We start from the raw sequence: 19,846 nt of genomic DNA, 5'->3' as shown, positions 1-19,846 counted from the left end.
CGCACCATTCTTCCAGCCCGCGGGGTCCTCGTGCGCCGCGACGCGATGCGCGCCGTGTGGCCGAGCCGTCCCCGGGTTCCTAGAGTGGGAGCATGCACGAGGAGACCCACCCGCTCGACGACCCCACCGCCGACCCGTTCGAGGTCGCACGGACCGCCGCCGACGATATCGCCCGCCTCACCGGCGTCGACCACCACGACGTCGCCCTGACACTCGGGAGCGGCTGGGGCAAGGCCGCCGAGCTGATCGGCGAGACCACGGCGACCTTGGCCGCGACCGATGTCACCGGGTTCAGCAAGCCCGCCCTCGAAGGGCACGTCGGATCGATCCGCAGCATCCTCACCCCGGACGGCAAGCGCGTGCTCGTGATCGGCGCGCGCACGCACTACTACGAGGGGCACGGCGTGCGTCGTGTCGTGCACAGTGTGCGCACGGCCGCCGCGACCGGCGCGAAGACGATGGTCCTCACCAACGGCGCGGGCGGCATCAAGACGTCGTGGACGCCGGGGCAGCCCGTGCTCATCAGCGACCACATCAACCTGACGGCCGACTCCCCCCTCGAGGGCGCGACCTTCATCGACCTCACCGACCTCTACTCGCGGCGCCTGCGCGACCTCGCCCGCACCGTCGACCCGTCGCTCGACGAAGGCGTGTACTGCCAGTTCCGCGGACCGCACTACGAGACGCCCGCCGAGGTGCAGATGGCGAAGGCGATCGGCGGGCACATCGTCGGCATGTCGACGGCCCTCGAGGCGATCGCCGCGCGCCAGGCCGGCATGGAGATCCTGGGCTTCTCGCTCATCACGAACCTCGCCGCCGGCATCCAGACCACCCCGCTGAGCCACCAGGAGGTCATCGAGGCGGGCCGCGAGGCCGAGCCGGTCATCTCCGACCTGCTCGCCCGCGTGATCGGCGTCCTGTGAGCGAGGGCGTCCTCGACGTCGCCCGCGGGTGGCTCGCGCAGGACCCCGACCCGCAGACGAGCGACGAGCTGCGCGCGCTGATCGAGCGGGCCGAGGCCGGTGACGCGGCGGCGGTCGACGACCTGCACGGCCGGTTCGACACCCGGCTGGCCTTCGGGACCGCGGGGCTGCGCGGAGCCCTGGGCGCCGGGTCGAACCGCATGAACCGGGTCCTCGTCGGACAGGCGGCCGCCGGGTTCGCCGCGTACCTGCGCGAGCGCGCGACCGACGAGATCCCGTCGGTCGTCGTCGGCTACGACGGTCGTCGCAACTCCGACGTGTTCGCCCGTGACAGCGCAGAGATCTTCGCCGGCGCGGGCCTGCGCGCCATCCTCCTTCCCCGCCTGCTGCCGACACCGGTGCTCGCGTTCGCCGTCCGGCACCTGGGCGCCTCCGCCGGGGTCATGGTGACGGCATCCCACAACCCGCCGGACGACAACGGCTACAAGGTGTACCTCGGCGGTGCCGATGACGGCGCACAGATCGTCTCACCGGCGGATGCCGAGATCGCGGCGCACATCGACGAGGTCGCCGCCCGGGCAGACCTCGGCGCGATCCCCCGCTCGGCGGACTACGAGACCGCCGGCGAGGACGTCGTGGACGCCTACGTACGCGCGACGGCGCTCGTCGCCCCCGCCCCGGCCGGTGCGGCCGGTCTGAACTGGGTCTACACCGCGATGCACGGCGTGGGTCACGAGACCCTCTCGCGCATCCTCGAGACCGCGGGGTACCCGGCGCCGACGGTGGTCGCCGACCAGATCGAGCCCGACGGGCGGTTCCCGACGGTCGCCTTCCCCAACCCGGAAGAGCCCGGCGCGATGGACCTCTCGTTCGAGGCGGCCCGCGCCGCCGGCGCGGAGCTGATCCTCGCCAACGATCCCGACGCCGACCGGCTCGCCGTCGCGATCCCGGATGCCGCAGCCTCCGGCGGCTGGCGTCGGCTCACCGGCAACGAGGTCGGGCTGCTCCTCGGCTGGCGCGCCGCACGCACCGCGACGGCGGGCACCCTCGCGTGCTCGATCGTCTCGTCGCCCGGCCTGCAGGCGATCGCCGAGCACTACGGCCTCGACTTCGCCGCCACGCTGACCGGCTTCAAGTGGATCTCGCGCGCCCCCGGCCTCGTCTACGGCTTCGAGGAGGCGCTCGGCTACCTCGTGAACCCCGACACCGTGCGCGACAAGGACGGCATCTCGGCCGCGGTCGCCGTGCTGGGCCTCGTCGCCGAGGCGCGCGAGGAGGGCCGGACGCTCGGCGACCTGCTCGACGAGTCGGCCGCGACCTTCGGGCACTTCGCGAGCGGGCAGGTGTCCCTCCGCGTCGACAACGTGTCGGTGATCGGGCGCATCATGAGCGCGCTGCGGGCGGCGCCCCCGGCATCCGTCGGTACGGTCGCCGTCGAGCGCATCGAGGACCTGCTCACTGCACCCGAGGGCTCGCCGCGCGGCGACGTACTGCGGGTGTGGCTGACCGACGGATCGCGCGTCATCGTGCGCCCGAGCGGGACCGAACCGAAGCTCAAGGCCTATCTCGACGTCCGCGGCGACTCGGCGGAGGATGCGGCGGCCCGGCTGGCGGCGGTGGACGCCGGCGTCCGGGAGATCCTCGCCGCGGCGCAGACGTGACGGCGACCCCGCTGACGGAGCCGGTCGTCCTGAGCCGAGGTCGTGTGCACCTGGTCCCGCTCGACGCCGCGCACGCCGACGACCTCGCGGCGGCCCGCGAGGGGCTCGAGTACGCCTGGTACACCGCCATCCCGGCATCCGTCCCCGACGAGATCAGCTGGCGGCGCGCCGAGCACGCAGCCGGGCGGATGAACCCGTTCGCGGTCCTCGTCGACGGCACCCCGAGCGGGATGACGACCTTCTGCGGCATCGACCAGGTCAACCGCCGGGTCGAGATCGGCTACACGTGGTTGTCGCCGAGCGCGCAGCGGACCGACGTCAACACGACCGCGAAGCTGCTGCTGCTCGGGCACGCGTTCGAGGCGTGCGAAGCGATCGCGGTGGAGTTCCGCACGTCCTGGCACAACCGGCAGTCGCAGGCCGCGATCGAACGGCTCGGCGCGCGCCGAGACGGCGTCCTGCGCAACCACCGCATCGGCCCCGGCGGCACGCTGCGCGACACCGTCGTGTACTCGATCCTCCCCCACGAGTGGCCCGGGGTGAAGATGGGGCTCGAGGCGCGCCTGGCGCGCTGATCAGCCGTCGACGACGGCGACGAGCTCGTCGAGGAACGCGGCGAACGTCGTGCCGCGGCGCAGGATCCGCTGCACGCTGTCGCGTTCGCTGAACACCTCGACGAGCTGCTCGAACACCGTCTGGAAGGCCTCGCGGTCGGACTCCGAGAACGCGACCATCGTCACGACCTGCACCCGACCGTCGCCCCAGCGGATCGACGGGTCGGCCAGGCCCACGGCGATCGCGGTGCGGGTCGCGGTCATCCCGATGGCGTGCGGGACGGCGAGCGCGTCGGTGAAAGCGGTCGACGAGATCCGCTCCCGCTCGAGCGTGCGGGTGACGTAGTCCTCGGTGATGACGCCCTGGGCCGCCAGCAGTCCGCCGAGCCCGCGGATGACGGTCTCCTCGTCCGCATCGGCGGGCAGGCGGGGCACGAAGGCCTCGGCGGAGAAGTACCGCTCGAGCTCCGCGCGCAGGCCCGCCAGGCGTCGCGCGCGGCGGGCGCGGGCCGCCGCGCCCTGGACGCGCTCGACGTCGGGTTCGGTGAGGAAGGGCTGCACCCGGACGATGCGGTCGGACGGCGCGGGCGGATCGATCGTCGTGAGGACGAGATCCGTGTCGAGCCCCGCCCAGTCGGGGTCGACGCGCGTCTCGACGGCGACGACCTCGATCTCGCGACCGAGCGCGCGGTCGATGCTCGCCCGCAGCAGCTCGTGCATCTCGTAGTACCCCGGGCACACGAGCGTCGCCGTCAGCAGACGAGCCGACTGGCGGGACCGCTCGAGCCGGCCGCCGACGTGCATTGCGATGTAGGCGATCTCGTCCTCGTACAGAGGTGCGCCGACGACGTCGCGCAGCTGCTCGGCGATGAAGACGGCGACCTCGAAGATCATCGGGTAGCTGGACTTGAGCGAACGGGTGAGCGCGTTGCGCGACCAGGCCTGGTCCTGCGCGCGCTGACGCAGGTTCTGGACGTGGAGGGCGAGGCGCAGGATGAAGTCGTCGTGATCGATGTCGACGAGGAACTCGGATGCCGCCTGCGCGACGATCCCGCGCACGGCGGTCTCGACGTCCGCATCGAGCCGGCCCCGGATGACGGTGTCGGGTTCGGCCGCGCCCGGCGCCACAACACGGGTCTGCACGAGCGCGGCCAGGTGGTCGCGGTCGCCGTCGCCCAGCCGGACGCCGAGGTGACTCACGGCGAGGCGGTCGAGCAGGGCGGCGATGCGCCCACGCGCGGGCGCGTCGTCGACCGGAGGGCCGTCGAGTCCGCGTCCGCGCCCCACCCGGTCGGCGGCGATCGCGATGTGCATCATGACGTCGCCGATGCCGAACTCGTTGACGAGGTATCCCAGGTCGCCGAGGCCCGCCACCAGGTCGTCCTTGAACGCCGCGAGCGCGGATGTCTCGGCGGTGCTCTCGCCGAGGGCGCGCCGCAGGGCGCGCAGGTCGAACGCACCCTGCTCCATCTCGTCGTGCGCCAGTCGGCTGAGCAGGCGCCGCTGGGCCATCTCCGTCCCCACCAACCGCACGCGCTCAGCGGAGCGCTCGAGGGTCAGCTGCGTGCCGCTCAGCAGTGCGCGCACGCGCCCGAGGTCGGCTTCGAGGGTGGCGTCGCTCACGTGGAAGCGCTGCGCCGCTGCATAGACGTCGATGCCGTCGGGAGCGTCGAGGATGTCGCGCACGAGCCGGTGCAACCGGTCGCGAGGAGTTTCCTCGGATGCCGGCTGCAGCGCGCCGGCCGCTCCTGCACCCGCGCGGTAGCCGGACGGACCTGACTCGACGGCGTCGCCGCCGGGCACCCGCGCGTTGAGGGCGGCCACGTACGAACGGATGCTGCGGGGCGTCACCCCGACGAGGTCGGCGAGCTCGCCGGCGGTACGCCACCCGGCATCCCTCGCCAGGAGCGCCATGACGCGATCCTGCCTCGTCCGACTCACGGATCCAGTCAACCATCCGCCGGACCACCGGGGTTTCCTCCCCCGCGGAAGAAGGCCTGGTTGTCGCTTCCTGGGAGTCGGATGAGAATTGCCGGGAGACAAGGAGGCGGATCGATGAAGATCCTCGTCGTCTGCGGCGCCGGCGCGTCGAGCACGTTCGTCGCCCAGCGTCTGCGGCAGGCCGCACAGCGCGAAGGCAGGGAACTGCTCGTCCACGCGGGTGTCCCCGGCATGGTTGCCACGGGGACGGAGGCCGGCGACGTGGTGCTCGTGGGTCCGCATCTTGCCTCCGCCCTCCCCGACATCCAGCGGGATGCCGCCACCCGACAGGCGCGTGTCGTTCTGCTCCCGGAGGACGTCTTCGACGATCGTGACGGAACCCGCACGCTCGCCCTCGTCACCACCGCGACCGCCGCCGACCGCATCGAAAGGACCCCGCGATGAGCGCACCGGCCAGCCGGACGGTGAGGATCGGTTCCTCCCACGGCCTGCACGCCCGCCCCGCGAAGCTCTTCGCGCAGGCGTCGAAGGATGCCGGCATCCCGGTCACCATCTCGAAGGGGGCCGGCGGCGCGGTCAACGCGGCGAGCATCCTGAGCGTCATCTCGCTCGGCGCGGAGAGCGGCGATTACGTCACGCTCACCGCGGACGGGCCGGGCGCGGAGGACGTCCTCGACACCCTGACCGAACTTCTGACCACCGACCACGACGCCTGAGGGACACATGACTGAGCTTCGAGGAGTAGGAATCGGCCTGGGCGTGAGCCACGGGCCCGTCGCGCGGATGGCCGAGCCGCTGCCCGCGCCGAAGGATGAGAAGAGCACGCTCAGCGCCGAGGAGGAGAAGGCCCGCGTCGCCGCGGCGATCGAGGCGGTCGCCCGCGAGCTCGAGCAGCGCGGCGCCACCGCCGGCGGAGCCGCGCAGGAGGTGCTCGAGGCGCAGGCCATGATGGCCGAGGACCCCGCCCTCGAGGACGAGGTCGCCACCCGTCTCGCCGCCGGCGCGACCGGCGAGTTCGCCGTCTTCGACGCGTTCGCCTCGTTCCGTGACTCCCTCGCCGCCATGGGCGGTTACCTCGGCGAGCGCGCCGCGGACCTCGACGATGTCGCGCAGCGGGTCATCGCCCACCTGCGCGGGGTGCCGGCACCGGGCGTTCCCGACCCCGGGCATCCGTTCGTCCTCGTCGCGAAGGATCTCGCCCCGGCCGACACCGCCCTGCTGGACCTCGACAAGGTGCTCGCCCTCGTCACGACCGAAGGCGGCCCGACCTCGCACACGGCGATCCTCGCCCGCGAGAAGTCGATCGTCGCCGTCGTGGGCGTGCACAGCGCCTCGGGTCTGACCGAGGGCGAGACGGTGATCGTGGACGCCGCCGCCGGCATCGTCACGACCCAGCCCACCGACGACGAGATCGCGCAGGCCGAGCGCCGCGAGGCCGACCGCGCCGCCGCAGCGGACGCGCCGATCACGCCCGGCGCGCTGGCGGACGGCACGACGGTGCCGCTGCTCGCGAACCTCGGCAAGCCCGCCGACGCCGCCAAGGCCGTCGAGCTGGGCGCAGAGGGTGTCGGGCTCTTCCGCACCGAGTTCCTCTTCCTCAGTTCGTCGCAGGCCCCCACCGTCGAGGAGCAGACGACGGCGTACACCGAGCTGCTGCAGGCGTTCCCCGGCAAGAAGGTGGTCGTCCGCGCCCTGGATGCCGGCGCCGACAAGCCGCTCGCCTTCCTGAACGACGCGCACGAGGAGAACCCGGCCCTCGGTCTCCGCGGGCTCCGCGCGCTGCGCGCGAGCGAGGACATCCTGCGCGAGCAGCTGACCGCCCTTGCGAACGCGGATGCCGCCACCGACGCCGACCTGTGGGTCATGGCCCCCATGGTGTCGACCGTCGAGGAGACGGAGTACTTCGTCACCCTCGCGAAGGAGTACGGAATCAAGACGGCCGGCGTCATGGTCGAGGTCCCCTCGTCGGCCCTCCTCGCCGACCGGGTGCTCGCCCACGCCGACTTCGCCTCGATCGGCACCAACGACCTCACCCAGTACACGCTCGCGGCCGACCGCCTGCTCGGTTCGGTCGCCTCGTTCCAGGACCCGTGGCATCCCGCCGTCCTGCAGCTCGTCAAGGCGACGGGCGACGGCGGCCGTGCCCACGGCAAGCCGGTCGGCATCTGCGGCGAGGCCGCCGCCGACCCGCTGCTCGCGGTCGTCCTCGTCGGCCTCGGCGCCACCACCCTGTCCATGGCACCGACGGCGCTCGCAGACGTGCGCGCCACTCTCTTGCACCACAGCCTCGACGACGCGAAGCGCATCGCCGAAGCAGCCCTCGCCGCATCCGATGCGGCATCCGCCCGAGCCGCGGCCCAGGAAGCCGCAGCACAGCACACCGCCGCATGACCCGCGGCACACCAAAGGAGAACCAGCACATGTCAACGGCGACAACAGCCACCCGCGCACCGAGCCGCGCACGCGTCGGTGTGCAGCGATTCGGGACGTTCCTGTCCGGCATGATCATGCCGAACATCGCGGCGTTCATCGCATGGGGATTCATCACCATGCTCTTCATCCCCGACGGCTTCTTCGGCGCCCGCAGCCCGTTCGGCTGGCACTGGTTCCCCGTCGCCGAGATCCTCGGCGGCGGCGGAGATGTGGCCCAGATCGGGTGGCAGGGTGCCCGCACCGCGCTCACCGAAGGTGACGCCGGGACCTACACCGGGTACATCGGCCTCGTCGGCGCGATGGTGACGTACCTCCTGCCGCTGCTCATCGCCAACACGGCAGGTCGCATGGTCTACGACGCCCGCGGTGGCGTCGTGGCGACGATCGCGGTCATGGGTGTCATCGTCGGCACCGACATCCCGATGTTCCTCGGCGCGATGATCATGGGTCCGCTGGCGGCCTGGATCACCAAGCAGATGGACAAGCTGTGGGACGGCAAGATCAAGCCCGGCTTCGAGATGCTCGTCAACAACTTCTCCGCCGGCATCCTCGGCATGATCCTCGCGATCATCGGGTTCTTCGCGTTCGGCCCGATCATGCTCGGCGTCAGCGCGTTCCTCGGCGGCATCGTCGACTGGCTCGTCTCGCTCAGCCTGCTCCCGCTGCTGTCGATCTTCGTCGAACCCGCGAAGGTGCTCTTCCTCAACAACGCCATCAACCACGGCGTGTTCACCCCGCTGGCCCTGCAGCAGGTGGAGGACACCGGCAAGTCGATCCTGTTCCTCATCGAGGCCAACCCCGGCCCCGGCCTGGGCCTGCTGATGGCCTTCACCTTCTTCGGTGTCGGTCAGGCCAAGGCCTCCGCCCCCGGTGCGGCGATCATCCAGTTCCTCGGCGGCATCCACGAGATCTACTTCCCGTACGCCCTGAGCAAGCCGGCTACGATCCTCGCCCTCATTGCGGGTGGTGCGAGCGGCGTGACCGTCAACATGCTCTTCAACGGCGGACTCCAGTTCCCGGCCGCCCCCGGCAGCATCATCGCGGTCACCGCGGCCGCGGTCGGCGCGGGTGTGCCGAACCTGCTCGTCGTGTACCTCTCGGTGATCGTCGCGGCCGTCGTGACGTTCCTCATCACCGCGGTCATCCTGCGGGCCTCCCGCAAGCGGGACCTCGCCGCCGAGGGCGACACGTTCGGCGCCGCGATCGCGCAGACCGAGGCGAACAAGGGCAAGTCGTCCTCGGCGATGGACGCGCTCCGCGGCTCCGGCACGGCGGCAGCTGCGGCATCCGCTCCGGCCGGCACGGCCGTGGCCGACCGCGAGATCTCGAACATCGTGTTCGCGTGCGACGCCGGCATGGGGTCGTCCGCCATGGGTGCGAGCGTCCTGCGCAACAAGTTCAAGAAGGCGGGCGTCGAGGGCGTCACGGTCACCAACAAGGCGATCGCCAACCTCGACCCGTCCGCCGACCTGGTCATCACCCAGGCACAGTTGACCGATCGTGCCCGCGGGGTCACCCCCGGCTCGGTGCACGTCTCGGTCGACAACTTCATGAACTCGCCGAAGTACGACGAGGTCGTGGAGATGGTGCGCCGCCAGCGCGGCGACGCCTGATGCGGTCCGCTGCGGGGTCGGAGACAATGGTCCCGGGCCCGCAGCGCTTTTTTCCCACACACAGTCCCCAGAAGGAGAAAGTCATGGCTCGCGACGTCCTCACCCTCGGTCAGATCCGCATCCACTCCGGCTCCGTCAGCCAGGAGCAGGCGATGAAGGAGGCGGCCGACATCCTCGAGGCCGCCGGCGCCGTCACCGGCGCCTACTTCGACGCCATGCAGCAGCGCGAGGTCGCGGTCTCGACCTACATGGGCAACGAACTCGCCATCCCCCACGGGACGAACGAGATGAAGGACGCGATCCTCGACTCGGCGCTGTCCTTCGTCCGCTACGACGGCGGCGTCGACTGGGGCGGCGAGCACGTCTCGTTCGTCGTCGGCATCGCCGGCAAGGGCGACGAGCACCTCGAGATCCTGTCGCAGATCGCCCTGCTGTTCTCCGAGGACGACGAGGTCGCGAAGCTGAAGGCCGCGCAGACCCCCGAGGAGCTCTACCAGCTGCTCGCGACGGTGAACAACGCATGAAAGCCGTCCACTTCGGCGCCGGCAACATCGGTCGCGGCTTCGTCGGCCTGCTGCTTCACGAGGGCGGGTACGACCTCGTCTTCTCCGACGTCGCCCCCACCCTCGTCGAGACGATCAACGCGGCATCCGCCTACACCGTCCACGAGGTCGGACCGGGCGGCGGCGACAAGACGGTCACCGGTTTCCGCGCCCTCGACAGCCGGGCCGACCCCGACGCGGTCGCCGACGAGATCGCGACGGCGGACGTCGTGACGACGGCGGTCGGGCCCAACATCCTGCCCTTCGTCGCGCCGCACATCCTCGAAGGGCTCGCCCGTCGAGCGGCGGACGCGAAGCCCCTACAGGTCATGGCGTGCGAGAACGCGATCGGCGCGACCGACACCCTCCGCGCCGAGATCGAGAAGCTCGCCGGCGATGCCTGGGGCGACCTCTCCACGCGCGCCGTGTTCGCCAATACCGCCGTCGACCGCATCGTTCCCGGCCAGCCCGAGGGCGCCGGCGTCGACGTCACCGTCGAGCCGTTCTTCGAGTGGGCGATCGAGCGCGGTCCCTTCGGCGACGACCTGCCGAACATCCCCGGCGCGCACTTCGTCGACGACCTCGCTCCCTACATCGAGCGCAAGCTCTTCACGGTCAACACCGGCCACGCTGCGACCGCCTACTTCGGGTACGTCGCCGGGATCACGCGCATCTCGGACGCCCTCGCCGACCCCGGCATCCGCACCGAGGTCGAGCGGGCCCTCGAGGAGACGTCCGCCTTCCTGTCGGCCACCCACGGCCTCGATGCCGGCGAGCTCGCCGACTACCGCGCGACCATTCTCGACCGGTTCTCGAACGAGGCGCTCCCCGACACCGTCCAGCGCGTCGGCCGGCAGCCGCTGCGCAAGCTCTCGCGCCACGAACGTTTCATCGGACCGGCAGCTGCTGCCGCCGAGCGCGGACTCCCGGTGGACGGTCTCGTCGCCGCGATCGCCGCCGCTCTGCGCTTCGAGGACGCCGCGGATCCGCAAGCGGTCGAGTTGCAGGAGCGCATCCGGACCGAGGATGCCGCGGCCTTCACCACCTCCGTCACGGGCCTCGACGCGGAGCATCCGCTCTTCGCGCGCGTGCTCGAGCAGGTCGCGCAGCGGCAGACCGAGCTCGGCGTCTACCGCGCGTGAGCGCGGCGAAGCGGCCCCGGTCGCGCGCACGACGCGTCATCACGATCGTCGCGCTGTCGCTGGCGGGGCTGCTCGTCGCCGGCGTCGTGGGCATCGTGGTCTGGAGCCAGGTCGGGGTGATGGATGCCGAGGCCGGCCCGCTCGCCTCGGTCCGCGAGGACGACCGGATCTTCGCCGCCGACACCGGCGGGAACGTCGTGATGTCGCCGGCGTCCGGCGAGAGCACGGTCGGTCTCGTCTTCATCCCGGGAGCCAAGGTCCAGGCCGAGGCCTACGAGGCGAAGCTGTCGGGTCTCGTCGCCGAAGACGGGATGACGGTCGTCATCACCCGTCCCTGGCTGAACCTCGCGTTCTTCGACCCGCGGCCGCTGTCGGACTTCACGTCCGCCGCACCGGATGTGGACGCCTGGCTCGTGGGCGGCCACTCCCTGGGCGGCGTGCGCGCGTGCCAGCTCGGACCGGATGCCGACGGGCTCGTCCTCTTCGGCTCGTACTGCGCGAACGACCTGTCGGTTTCCGGCCTGCCGGTGCTGAGCATCTCCGGCGCGGAAGACGGCCTGTCGACGCCCGAGAAGATCCAGGACGCCCGCGGGATGCTGCCCGCCGACGCCGCGTTCGTGGAGATCGCGGGAGCCGCGCACGCCTCCTTCGGGGACTACGGCCCCCAGGCCGGTGACGGCACCCCCACGATCGACGACGCCGACATGACGGCCGAGATCACGGCATCCGTCGCGGAGCTCCTCCCCCGCCGCTGAGCGCCGCCGAGGTCCCACTCCGGCCGGGTAGCCGCACGCCCGGCGACAGCCGCGGAACCGGCCCTCACCGGACCTCCGGCCACAGCCGCGGAAAAACTCTCGTCTCCACTTCCGACTGCCGCCTCACTCCGACCTTTCCGCGAGCTCCAATCGCGGAGAAATCTCCCTCGGTCCCGTCGATCGCGGACCTGAGCGGCCGCCCGGCGACAAGACTCCTCGGATGGCGCAACACGGCCGATACCGCGCGGGGCGCAGGTAACCCGGTACGGGCCCAGAACTCCGCGCACAGGGTCGACGCCGGCTCCTCCCCGGACGCGGGATCGAGGCGCTGCTCCCCAGGTCGGTCCCGCCGCGGCAAGCGTCTCCGCCGGAACCGTCACCCTGGGGCGCATGTCTGCTCACACACTCCCCACCCACGCCCTTTCTCGGCGGGAGCTCCGCGACGCCGGCATGCGACGTCGGGACATTGACGACGCCGTGGCCGCCGGCCGACTCGTACGCGTACGTCGGGACCGATACCTCCCGGGGAACGCGCATCCCGACCTGCTTCGCGCTGCTCGATCGGGTGACCGCTTGGACTGCGTATCGCTGCTGCGGACGCTCGGCGTGTACGTCCTCTCGGATACGCGATTGCACGTCCAGGTGACGCCGCACCGCAGCAGCCTCGCGCCGGCTGAGCCCGACGTCGTCCGACACTGGCGGCCCGCATCGCTGCCGACAAGCGCGACGGCCGTCGACATCGTCAGCGCGGTCGTGGCTGCCGTCCGGTGCCAGGAACCTCGAGCCGCCGTCGCGACCCTCGACAGCGCCTGGCACCTGGGTCTCATCGACGAGACCGCCATCGCGGAGGCCTTCCGCCGGCTCCCCCAGAGGCATCGCAGCCTCAGATCCCTCATGGACCCATCGGCAGAGTCCGGACCGGAGACCCTGATGCGACTGATCCTCCGCTCGCTGGGTTGCCGATTCGAGACGCAGGTCAGGATCCCGACCGTCGGGCGGGTCGACTTCGTCGTGGAGGGATGGCTGATCATCGAATGCGACAGCCGCGCCCACCACGAGGGGTGGGAGGCGCAGAAGCGCGACCGCAGACGGGACCTCGCGGCCGCCGCGCTCGGCTACGCCACGGTGCGCCCGCTCGCGGAGGACATCCAGTACCACCGTGATCGCGTCCGAACGTCGATCAGTTGTGCCCTCGCCCGGCACTGACCGCGGAGAATCGGAGGGTGCGTCCCCGCTCCGGACCGAATTGCGGGCCAGGACCCGGAGAACTCCGCGGACAGTGCCGGTGAGCCGGCGCGCCGGTGCAGCAGCCGTCAGGCCGAGAAGCCCTCGCCGATGAGCTCGATGAGCTCCTCGCGCTCCTCGATCGTGAGGAAGGCGGCCGCGGCCGCATTCAGCTGGAACGCCTCGAGGTCCTCGAGCGTGTACTCGAACGCGTCGGCGAGCAGCGAGAGTTCGCGCGTGAGCGACGTGCGGCTCATCGTACGGTTGTCGACGTTCACCGTGACGGCGAACCCGAGCTGGTAGAGCAGGTCGAAGGGGTGGTCCTCGAGCTGCGTCCCCCACGCGGCGATCGCGCCGGTCTGCAGGTTCGACGACGGCGAGAGCTCCAGCGGGATCTCACGGTCGCGCACCCAGCGGGCGAGGTCGCCGAAGCGCACCTGCACCTCCTCGCCCTTCTGCTCGACGACGTCGAGGTCCTCGGCGATGCGCACGCCGTGCCCGAGGCGCAGGGCGCGGCCGTCGATGAGGGCCGAGCGGATCGAGTCCAGACCTGCTGCCTCACCCGCGTGCACCGTGGCGGGGAAGAAGGCGGATGCCAGGTAGTCGAACGCCGGGCGCAGGTTCGACGGCGGGAACCCGGCCTCGGGACCGGCGATGTCGAATCCGACCGCGCCGCGCCCACGGTGGCGGACGGCGAGCTCGGCGATCTCGAGCGACCGGTCGGTGTGGCGCATCGCGCTGATGAGCTGGCCGACCCGGATGTCGCGGCCCGACGCCTCGACGGCGTCCTCACCCTCTTCGATGCCCTCCTGCACGGCCTCCACGACCTCGTCGAGGCTCAGACCGCCCTGCAGATGCTGCTCGGGAGCCCAGCGGACCTCGCCGTAGATCACGCCGTCGGCGGCGAGATCCTCGACGAACTCCTTCGCGACACGGCGCAGGCCGTCGCGGGTCTGCATCACGGCGATCGTGAGATCGAAGGTCTTCAGATACTCGACGAGCGAGCCGCTGTCGGACTGGTCCTCGAACCAGTCGGCGAGGTCGTCGGCGGCCGCCTCGGGGACGTCGACCCCGACCTCGTCGGCGATCTCGATGATCGTCTGCGGGCGCAGCGCGCCGTCGAGGTGGTCGTGCAGCGAGACCTTGGGGAGCGAGCGGATCGAGACGCCCTCGAGCTTCGCGTCGCCGTGCTGGTCGATGGCCATGGGTGCAGTCCTGTCGTGAGGGGGTCAGGCGGTGATGCGCTCGAGGACGAGCGGAGTGGATGCCGGTGCCTCGGCACCGATCTCCCAGGCGCCCTCGAGCGCCTCGGTGGCCCGCGCGAAGCGGTTCTCATCGTCGGCCAGCAGGGTGAACAGCGGCTGTCCGGCCGTCACGGTGTCGCCCGGCTTCACGTGCAGGTCGATGCCGGCGGCGTGGATGACGGGGTCCTGCGCACGTGCCCGGCCCGCCCCGAGACGCCACGCGGCGATCCCGAACGGCAGGGCCTCGAGCCGCGTGATCACGCCGGACTCGGTCGCCGTGACGGTGTGCGTCTCGCGCGCGGTCGGGAGCGCGGCATCCGGGTCACCGTCCTGCGCCTGGATCATGCGGCGCCAGGAATCCATGGCGCGGCCGTCCTTCAGGGCGGCCTCGACGTCGGCATCGGGCTGACCGGCGAGGGCGAGCATCTCGCGGGCGAGGGCCACGGTGAGTTCGACGATGTCGGCGGGGCCGCCGCCGGCGAGCACCTCGACCGATTCGCGGACCTCGTTCGCGTTGCCGATGGCGAGGCCGAGCGGCGTGTTCATGTCGGTCAGGAGGGCCGTCGTGGCGACACCCGAGTCGGTGCCGAGCGCGACCATCGTGCGGGCGAGCTCGCGCGCCTTGTCGACGTCCTGCATGAACGCGCCGGAGCCGAACTTCACGTCCAGGACGAGCGAGTCGGTGCCCTCGGCGATCTTCTTGGACATGATGCTCGAGGCGATGAGCGGGATCGCCTCGACGGTTCCGGTGACGTCGCGCAGCGCGTACAGGCGCTTGTCGGCGGGGGCGAGACCCGATCCGGCCGCACAGATGACGGCGCCGACGCCCTGCATCTGCGCGATCATCTCGTCGTTGCTGAGGGCTGCTCGCCAGCCGGGGATGGCCTCGAGCTTGTCGAGCGTACCGCCGGTGTGGCCGAGGCCGCGGCCCGAGAGCTGCGGCACCGCGACACCGAACGAGGCGACGAGGGGGGCCAGCGGCAGGGTGATCTTGTCGCCGACACCGCCGGTGGAGTGCTTGTCGACGGTCGGCTTGCCGAGACCGGCGAAGCTCATCCGCTCACCGGAGGCGATCATCGCGTCGGTCATGACGCGGATCTCGTCGCGGCTCATGCCGTTCAGCAGCACCGCCATGGCGAAGGCCGCCATCTGCGAGTCCGCGACGTATTCGCGCGTGTAGGCGTCGATCATCCAGCGCAGGGCGTCCTCGGGGACCGCTCCCCCGTCGCGCTTGATGCGGATGACGTCGACGGCGTCGAACGCCTCGACCCCGCTCACCGGGCGGCCTCCAGATCGCGCGGACCGAAGGCGTCGGGCAGGACCTCGTCGATCGTGCGGATTCCCGACACGGTCTCGAGCAGCATCCCGGGGATCGCGAACTCGTTGAGCAGCTGCCGGCACCGCCCGCACGGCATGATCGTCTCGCCGTCGTTGTTGACGCAGACGAACGCGACGAGCTCGCCGCCGCCGGTCATGTGCAGGTTCCCGACCAGGCCGCACTCGGCGCACAGGCCGACGCCGTACGACGCGTTCTCGACGTTGCAGCCGGTCACGATCCGTCCGTCGCTCACGAGCGCCGCAGCGCCCACGCGGTAACGGGAGTAGGGCGCGTACGCCTTCTCCATGGCCTCGACGGCCGCGGTGCGCAGCTCGTCCCAATCGATGTCGGTCACGACTCTTCCTTCGTAGTTCTGGCGGATGCCGCGGCTCGCGGCATCCCGGTCAGCCCTTGATGTAGGGCTTGCCTGACGCGGCGGGTGCCCGCGACTTGCCGACGACACCGGCCACGACGAAGATCGTCACGACGTAGGGCACCATCAGCATGAATTCGCTGGGCACGGGCGCGCCGATCACGCTGAGCGTGTTCTGCAGGTTCGACGCGAAGCCGAACAGCAGCGCGGCGAGGGTGGCGCGGATGGGGTTCCACTGGCCGAAGATGACGGCGGCGAGGGCGATGAAGCCGGCGCCGGCGGTCATCTCCTTGTTGAACGCGATGCCGTTGCCGATCGTGAAGACCGTGCCGCCGAGGCCCGCGATGGCGCCGGCGAGCAGGACGTTCCAGAACCGGGTCGCGTTGACCTTGATGCCGACCGTGTCGGCGGCCTGCGGGTGCTCGCCGACGGCACGCAGTCGCAGTCCCCACCGGGTGCGGAACATCCCGAAGAACACCGCCGCGACGACGATGTACATGACGTACACGATGATCGTCTGACGGAACAGCACCGGTCCGAGGACGGGGATGTCGCTCAGCAGCGGGATCGGGATGCGGTCGAATCGCGGCGGCTGGTTCAGCGTCGCCGCGTTGGGCTGGAGCACCTGCGAGAACAGGAAGCTCGTGAGGCCCGTGACGAGGACGTTGAGCACGACACCGACGATGACCTGGTCGACGAGGTAGCGGATCGCGAACACGGCGAGGATCGCCGCCACGAGCACACCGGCGACCATCGCCGCCACGAGACCCAGCAGGGGCTGACCGGTGACGGTGCTGACCACGGCTGCCGTGAAGGCGCCGGCGAGCAGCTGACCCTCGATCGCGATGTTGACGACGCCCACCCGCTCGCCGATGACGCCGCCGAGCGCGCCGTAGATGAGCGGCACGGCGAGGGTGAGGGAGCCCGCCAGCAGACCCACGACGGGGATCGCGGCGCCGGCAGCGGCCCAGGTCAGGAACCCCACGACCACGAGGAGGACGTACGTGACTGTGACCCACAGCGGCGAGCGTCCCGAACTGCGGACGAGGTACGCCGACCCGGCGGTGAGCAGGACCAGCAGCACCAGGATGCCGGTGGTCGTCGCGCCGACCGGGACCACCAGATCGGCCAGCTTGATCACATCGGTCTGGGTCGACAGGCGGAAGGTGCTCTCGCCGCCGCGGGCGGCGACGAGCACGAGCAGCGCGTAGAGGACTGTGAACACCGCGAGGGCGATCGGAGCCTTCCAGCTGCGGATGATGGTGGTCTCGGGCAGCACGTCGGCCGTCGAGGTCTGAACCACGGGGGCGCTCACGCGGCCACCTCCTGCGACTTGTCGGACTGCGCCTTGAGCTCCTTGCGGCGCGCCTTCTCGGCGCGGCGCCGGTCGCGCTCGGGCGAGGGCAGGCCGAAGATCGTGCGGACGAGCGGCGGCGCCGCGATGAAGAGGACGATGAGCGCCTGGACGACGGTCACGATCTCGATCGGGACCTGCTCGGCCGCCTGCATCGAGAATCCGCCCGCCTTGAAGGCGCCGAAGAGGATGCCGGCGGCGAACGTGCCCCACGGGGTCGACCGTCCGAGCAGGGCGACGGTGATGGCGTCGAAGCCGATGCCCGCGTCGATGTCGGACGAGAAGCCCGTCGTCACGGTGCCGAGCACCTGGTTCACGCCGGCGAGGCCCACGAGACCACCGGCCAGGAGCATGCCGTAGACGTACATGCGCGGCACGCTGATGCCCGCGACGCGCGCGGCGGCGGGGTTCTCGCCCACGGCCCGGAATTGGAAGCCGAGGCTCGAGCGGTTGAGGATCCACCAGACGACGACCGTGGCGATGATGACGAGGACGAAGCCGAGGTGCAGATTGAACTGCGGTCCGAGGAGGTCCGGCAGGATCGCCGTCTCCTTCATCGCGGGCGTCTTCGGGTTGCTGGAGCCCGGTGCCTGCAGCAGGCCCGGGGTGCGCAGCATCCACGACACGAGGTAGAACGCGACGTAGTTGAGCATGATCGTGACGATCACCTCGTGGGCACCGGTGCGGGCCTTGAGGAACCCGGCGATGCCCGCCCAGAGCGAGCCCGCCATGATGCCGGCCAGCAGCGCCACCAGCATGTGGATGACGGGCGGCAGGTCGAGACCGAACGCGACCCACCCGGCGGCGGCCGACGCCATCAGCATCTGACCGCGACCGCCGATGTTGAACATGCCGATCCGGAACGCGAGCGCGACGCCGAGGCCGGCCGCGATGAGCGGCGTGGCGAAGGTGAGCGTCTCGGTGAGCGGACGGATCGCGCGGGCGAAGGTCGGCGCACCGAAGTTGAAGATCGAGCCTTGGAAGAGGGCGCCGTACGCTCCCGACACCGCCTGCCAGATGGCGACGAACGTGTCACCCGGGCGGGCGAAGAAGTAGCCGGATGCCGCCTGGACGCCGTCGTCGGTCGCCGCGATCATGACGCCGCCGGCGATGAGGGCGAGGACGACGGCCAGGACCGAGATGATCGCGCTGCCCTGCGTGATCTGCAGGAGCATCGTGTGCCACTTGGACGGCTGGGGCGCGTCGGTGCGCGCGGGTTCGGTGGCGACGCTCACGCCGCGACCCCCTCTCCGGGGGCGCTCTCGCCCGCCATCATGAGGCCGAGGACCTCACGTTCCGTGTCTCCCGGGACGATCCCGACGATGCGTCCGCGGTACATGACCATGATGCGGTCGGCGAGGGCGGTGACCTCGTCGAGCTCGGTCGAGACGACGATGACCGGCACCCCGGCATCCCGCGTGTCGACGATCCGCTTGTGGATGAACTCGATCGACCCGACGTCGACGCCGCGGGTGGGCTGGGCGGCGACGAAGAGCGACAGGTCGCGGCTGAGCTCGCGGGCGAGGACGACCTTCTGCTGGTTGCCGCCCGAGAGACGGCCGACCGGAGTGTGGATGCCGGGGGCCCGCACGTCGAACTCGGCGAACTTCTCCTGCGCGAACGCCTCGAGCGCCCCGCGCTGGACGGCGCCGCCGCGGACGAACGGCTCGCCGTCGGCCCGGTCGAGCATGAGGTTCTCAGCGATCGTGAACGCACCCACGAGGCCGTCCTCGGTGCGGTCCTCGGGGACGAAACCGACACCCTCGTCGAGGATGCGACGGACGCTGCGTCCCACGAGCTCCTTGCCGTTGAGGGAGATCGAACCGCGAGTCTGCGGCTGGAGGCCGAGGAGCGCCTCGGTGAGCTCGGTCTGACCGTTGCCCTGCACACCGGCGATGGCGAGGACCTCACCACCGCGGACGGTGAAGCTGACGTCGCTGACGACGACGTGGCCGAACGGGTCGACGACCGTGAGGTTCTCGACGACGAGGGCGGCGTCGTTGAGCTTCGGCGCCTCCTTCTGCACGGTCAGCTCGACGGCACGGCCGACCATCAACGAGGCGAGCTCGGCGTTGGACGCGGTCGGCGACGCCTCGCCGACGACCTTGCCCAGGCGGATGACCGTGATGCGGTCCGCGACCTCGCGGACCTCGCGGAGCTTGTGGGTGATGAAGACGATCGAGGTCCCGGCATCCTTCAGCTGACGCATGATCGCGATGAGCTCATCGGTCTCCTGCGGCGTGAGGACGGCGGTCGGCTCGTCGAAGACGAGGATGCGCGCGTCGCGGGACAGCGCCTTGATGATCTCGACGCGCTGCTGCACGCCGACGGGCAGGTCCTCGACGAGGGCGTCGGGATCGACATCGAACCCGAATCGTGCGGAGATCTCGCGGACCTTCTCGCGCGCAGCGGCCAGGTCGAGGAATCCACCGGCTTTGGTGGACTCGTGGCCGAGCATGACGTTCTCGGCGACGGTGAAGACGGGGATGAGCATGAAGTGCTGGTGCACCATGCCGATGCCGGCGTGCATCGCATCGCCGGGGCCGGTGAAGTTCTGCACCTGGTCGTCGAGGAGGATCGCCCCCTCGTCCGCCTGGTACAGGCCGTAGAGGACGTTCATCAGCGTCGACTTGCCGGCGCCGTTCTCACCGAGGAGACAGTGGATCTCACCGGGCTGGACGACGAGGTCGATGTGGTCGTTGGCGACGAGTGATCCGAACCGCTTGGTGATGCCGCGGAGCTCGAGCTTCATAGAGCCGATCCTAAGAG

Annotated in this window: 18 protein-coding genes; 11 read left to right on the top strand and 7 right to left on the bottom strand. The window is 70.9% G+C overall.

All coding sequences use genetic code 11. The features are described from left to right. The first annotated feature begins 92 nt into the window (after window positions 1-92). Genes AB0P29_RS06635 through AB0P29_RS06625 form a run of 3 tightly spaced genes read left to right on the top strand, consistent with a single transcriptional unit; the run spans window position 93 to window position 3,159 of the window. The gene (locus AB0P29_RS06635) at window positions 93-923 is read left to right on the top strand and encodes a purine-nucleoside phosphorylase (RefSeq protein ID WP_217531069.1); all 831 of its coding nucleotides are present in this window, start codon (window positions 93-95) and stop codon (window positions 921-923) included. Further along, window positions 920-2,584, top strand: a complete 1,665-nt coding sequence (locus tag AB0P29_RS06630) for a phospho-sugar mutase (protein ID WP_363379151.1) — start codon at window positions 920-922, stop codon at window positions 2,582-2,584. Before AB0P29_RS06635 ends, AB0P29_RS06630 begins: the two co-directional genes overlap by 4 nt. Further along, window positions 2,581-3,159, top strand: coding sequence for a GNAT family protein (locus AB0P29_RS06625; RefSeq protein WP_311284325.1), 579 nt, complete (start codon window positions 2,581-2,583; stop codon window positions 3,157-3,159). Before AB0P29_RS06630 ends, AB0P29_RS06625 begins: the two co-directional genes overlap by 4 nt. Here AB0P29_RS06625 and AB0P29_RS06620 read toward each other — a convergent pair whose 3' ends face one another. Next, on the bottom strand, window positions 3,160-5,052 hold the full coding sequence (locus AB0P29_RS06620) for a PTS sugar transporter subunit IIA (RefSeq protein WP_363379150.1): 1,893 nt from the start codon (window positions 5,050-5,052) through the stop codon (window positions 3,160-3,162). It abuts the gene before it with no gap. A gap of 141 nt (window positions 5,053-5,193) precedes the next feature. On the opposite strand from AB0P29_RS06620, the gene AB0P29_RS06615 reads away from it, so the two are divergent. From AB0P29_RS06615 to AB0P29_RS06580, 8 genes are all read left to right on the top strand, one after another. After that, window positions 5,194-5,523: a PTS sugar transporter gene (locus tag AB0P29_RS06615; protein ID WP_363379149.1), complete on the top strand. Its 330-nt coding sequence runs from the start codon at window positions 5,194-5,196 to the stop codon at window positions 5,521-5,523. Beyond that, on the top strand, window positions 5,520-5,795 hold the full coding sequence (locus tag AB0P29_RS06610) for an HPr family phosphocarrier protein (protein WP_363379148.1): 276 nt from the start codon (window positions 5,520-5,522) through the stop codon (window positions 5,793-5,795). Before AB0P29_RS06615 ends, AB0P29_RS06610 begins: the two co-directional genes overlap by 4 nt. 7 nt (window positions 5,796-5,802) lie before the next feature. Then, complete coding sequence (ptsP, locus tag AB0P29_RS06605; protein WP_363379147.1) at window positions 5,803-7,470, top strand: phosphoenolpyruvate--protein phosphotransferase; 1,668 nt, start codon at window positions 5,803-5,805, stop codon at window positions 7,468-7,470. 29 nt (window positions 7,471-7,499) lie between these two features. Beyond that, the gene (locus AB0P29_RS06600; protein WP_253035481.1) at window positions 7,500-9,125 is read left to right on the top strand and encodes a PTS mannitol transporter subunit IICB; all 1,626 of its coding nucleotides are present in this window, start codon (window positions 7,500-7,502) and stop codon (window positions 9,123-9,125) included. Between the two features lie 83 nt (window positions 9,126-9,208). Continuing rightward, window positions 9,209-9,649 carry a PTS sugar transporter subunit IIA gene (locus AB0P29_RS06595; RefSeq protein ID WP_363379146.1) on the top strand — a complete coding sequence of 147 codons (441 nt, stop codon included), beginning with the start codon at window positions 9,209-9,211 and terminating at the stop codon, window positions 9,647-9,649. Next, window positions 9,646-10,809, top strand: a complete 1,164-nt coding sequence (locus AB0P29_RS06590; RefSeq protein WP_363379145.1) for a mannitol-1-phosphate 5-dehydrogenase — start codon at window positions 9,646-9,648, stop codon at window positions 10,807-10,809. The genes AB0P29_RS06595 and AB0P29_RS06590 overlap by 4 nt, the downstream gene beginning before the upstream one ends. Further along, window positions 10,806-11,564, top strand: coding sequence for an alpha/beta hydrolase (locus AB0P29_RS06585; RefSeq protein WP_363379144.1), 759 nt, complete (start codon window positions 10,806-10,808; stop codon window positions 11,562-11,564). The genes AB0P29_RS06590 and AB0P29_RS06585 overlap by 4 nt, the downstream gene beginning before the upstream one ends. A 573-nt stretch (window positions 11,565-12,137) precedes the next feature. Further along, complete coding sequence (locus AB0P29_RS06580; RefSeq protein ID WP_311862972.1) at window positions 12,138-12,770, top strand: DUF559 domain-containing protein; 633 nt, start codon at window positions 12,138-12,140, stop codon at window positions 12,768-12,770. 107 nt (window positions 12,771-12,877) lie between these two features. Here AB0P29_RS06580 and AB0P29_RS06575 read toward each other — a convergent pair whose 3' ends face one another. Genes AB0P29_RS06575 through AB0P29_RS06550 form a run of 6 tightly spaced genes read right to left on the bottom strand, consistent with a single transcriptional unit; the run spans window position 12,878 to window position 19,829 of the window. After that, on the bottom strand, window positions 12,878-13,993 hold the full coding sequence (locus AB0P29_RS06575; RefSeq protein WP_363379143.1) for an adenosine deaminase: 1,116 nt from the start codon (window positions 13,991-13,993) through the stop codon (window positions 12,878-12,880). Between the two features lie 24 nt (window positions 13,994-14,017). Continuing rightward, window positions 14,018-15,310 (bottom strand): thymidine phosphorylase, encoded by a 1,293-nt coding sequence (locus AB0P29_RS06570; RefSeq protein ID WP_217531059.1) that lies wholly within the window; start codon window positions 15,308-15,310, stop codon window positions 14,018-14,020. Continuing rightward, window positions 15,307-15,705 carry a cytidine deaminase gene (locus AB0P29_RS06565; RefSeq protein ID WP_251583153.1) on the bottom strand — a complete coding sequence of 133 codons (399 nt, stop codon included), beginning with the start codon at window positions 15,703-15,705 and terminating at the stop codon, window positions 15,307-15,309. The genes AB0P29_RS06570 and AB0P29_RS06565 overlap by 4 nt, the downstream gene beginning before the upstream one ends. A 49-nt stretch (window positions 15,706-15,754) precedes the next feature. Then, the gene (locus AB0P29_RS06560) at window positions 15,755-16,999 is read right to left on the bottom strand and encodes an ABC transporter permease (RefSeq protein ID WP_359918301.1); all 1,245 of its coding nucleotides are present in this window, start codon (window positions 16,997-16,999) and stop codon (window positions 15,755-15,757) included. 35 nt (window positions 17,000-17,034) lie between these two features. Further along, window positions 17,035-18,252, bottom strand: a complete 1,218-nt coding sequence (locus AB0P29_RS06555; RefSeq protein WP_363379292.1) for an ABC transporter permease — start codon at window positions 18,250-18,252, stop codon at window positions 17,035-17,037. Window positions 18,253-18,308: 56 nt separating this feature from the next. After that, on the bottom strand, window positions 18,309-19,829 hold the full coding sequence (locus AB0P29_RS06550) for an ABC transporter ATP-binding protein (RefSeq protein ID WP_363379142.1): 1,521 nt from the start codon (window positions 19,827-19,829) through the stop codon (window positions 18,309-18,311). Window positions 19,830-19,846 lie beyond the last annotated feature (17 nt).

Origin of the sequence: Microbacterium sp. NPDC080220 (genome assembly GCF_040686395.1) — a bacterium.
Taxonomy (GTDB): domain Bacteria; phylum Actinomycetota; class Actinomycetes; order Actinomycetales; family Microbacteriaceae; genus Microbacterium; species Microbacterium gawkjiense.
The sequence above is the reverse complement of the archived record's forward strand: the minus strand, read 5'-3'. Positions and strand labels throughout refer to the sequence as shown.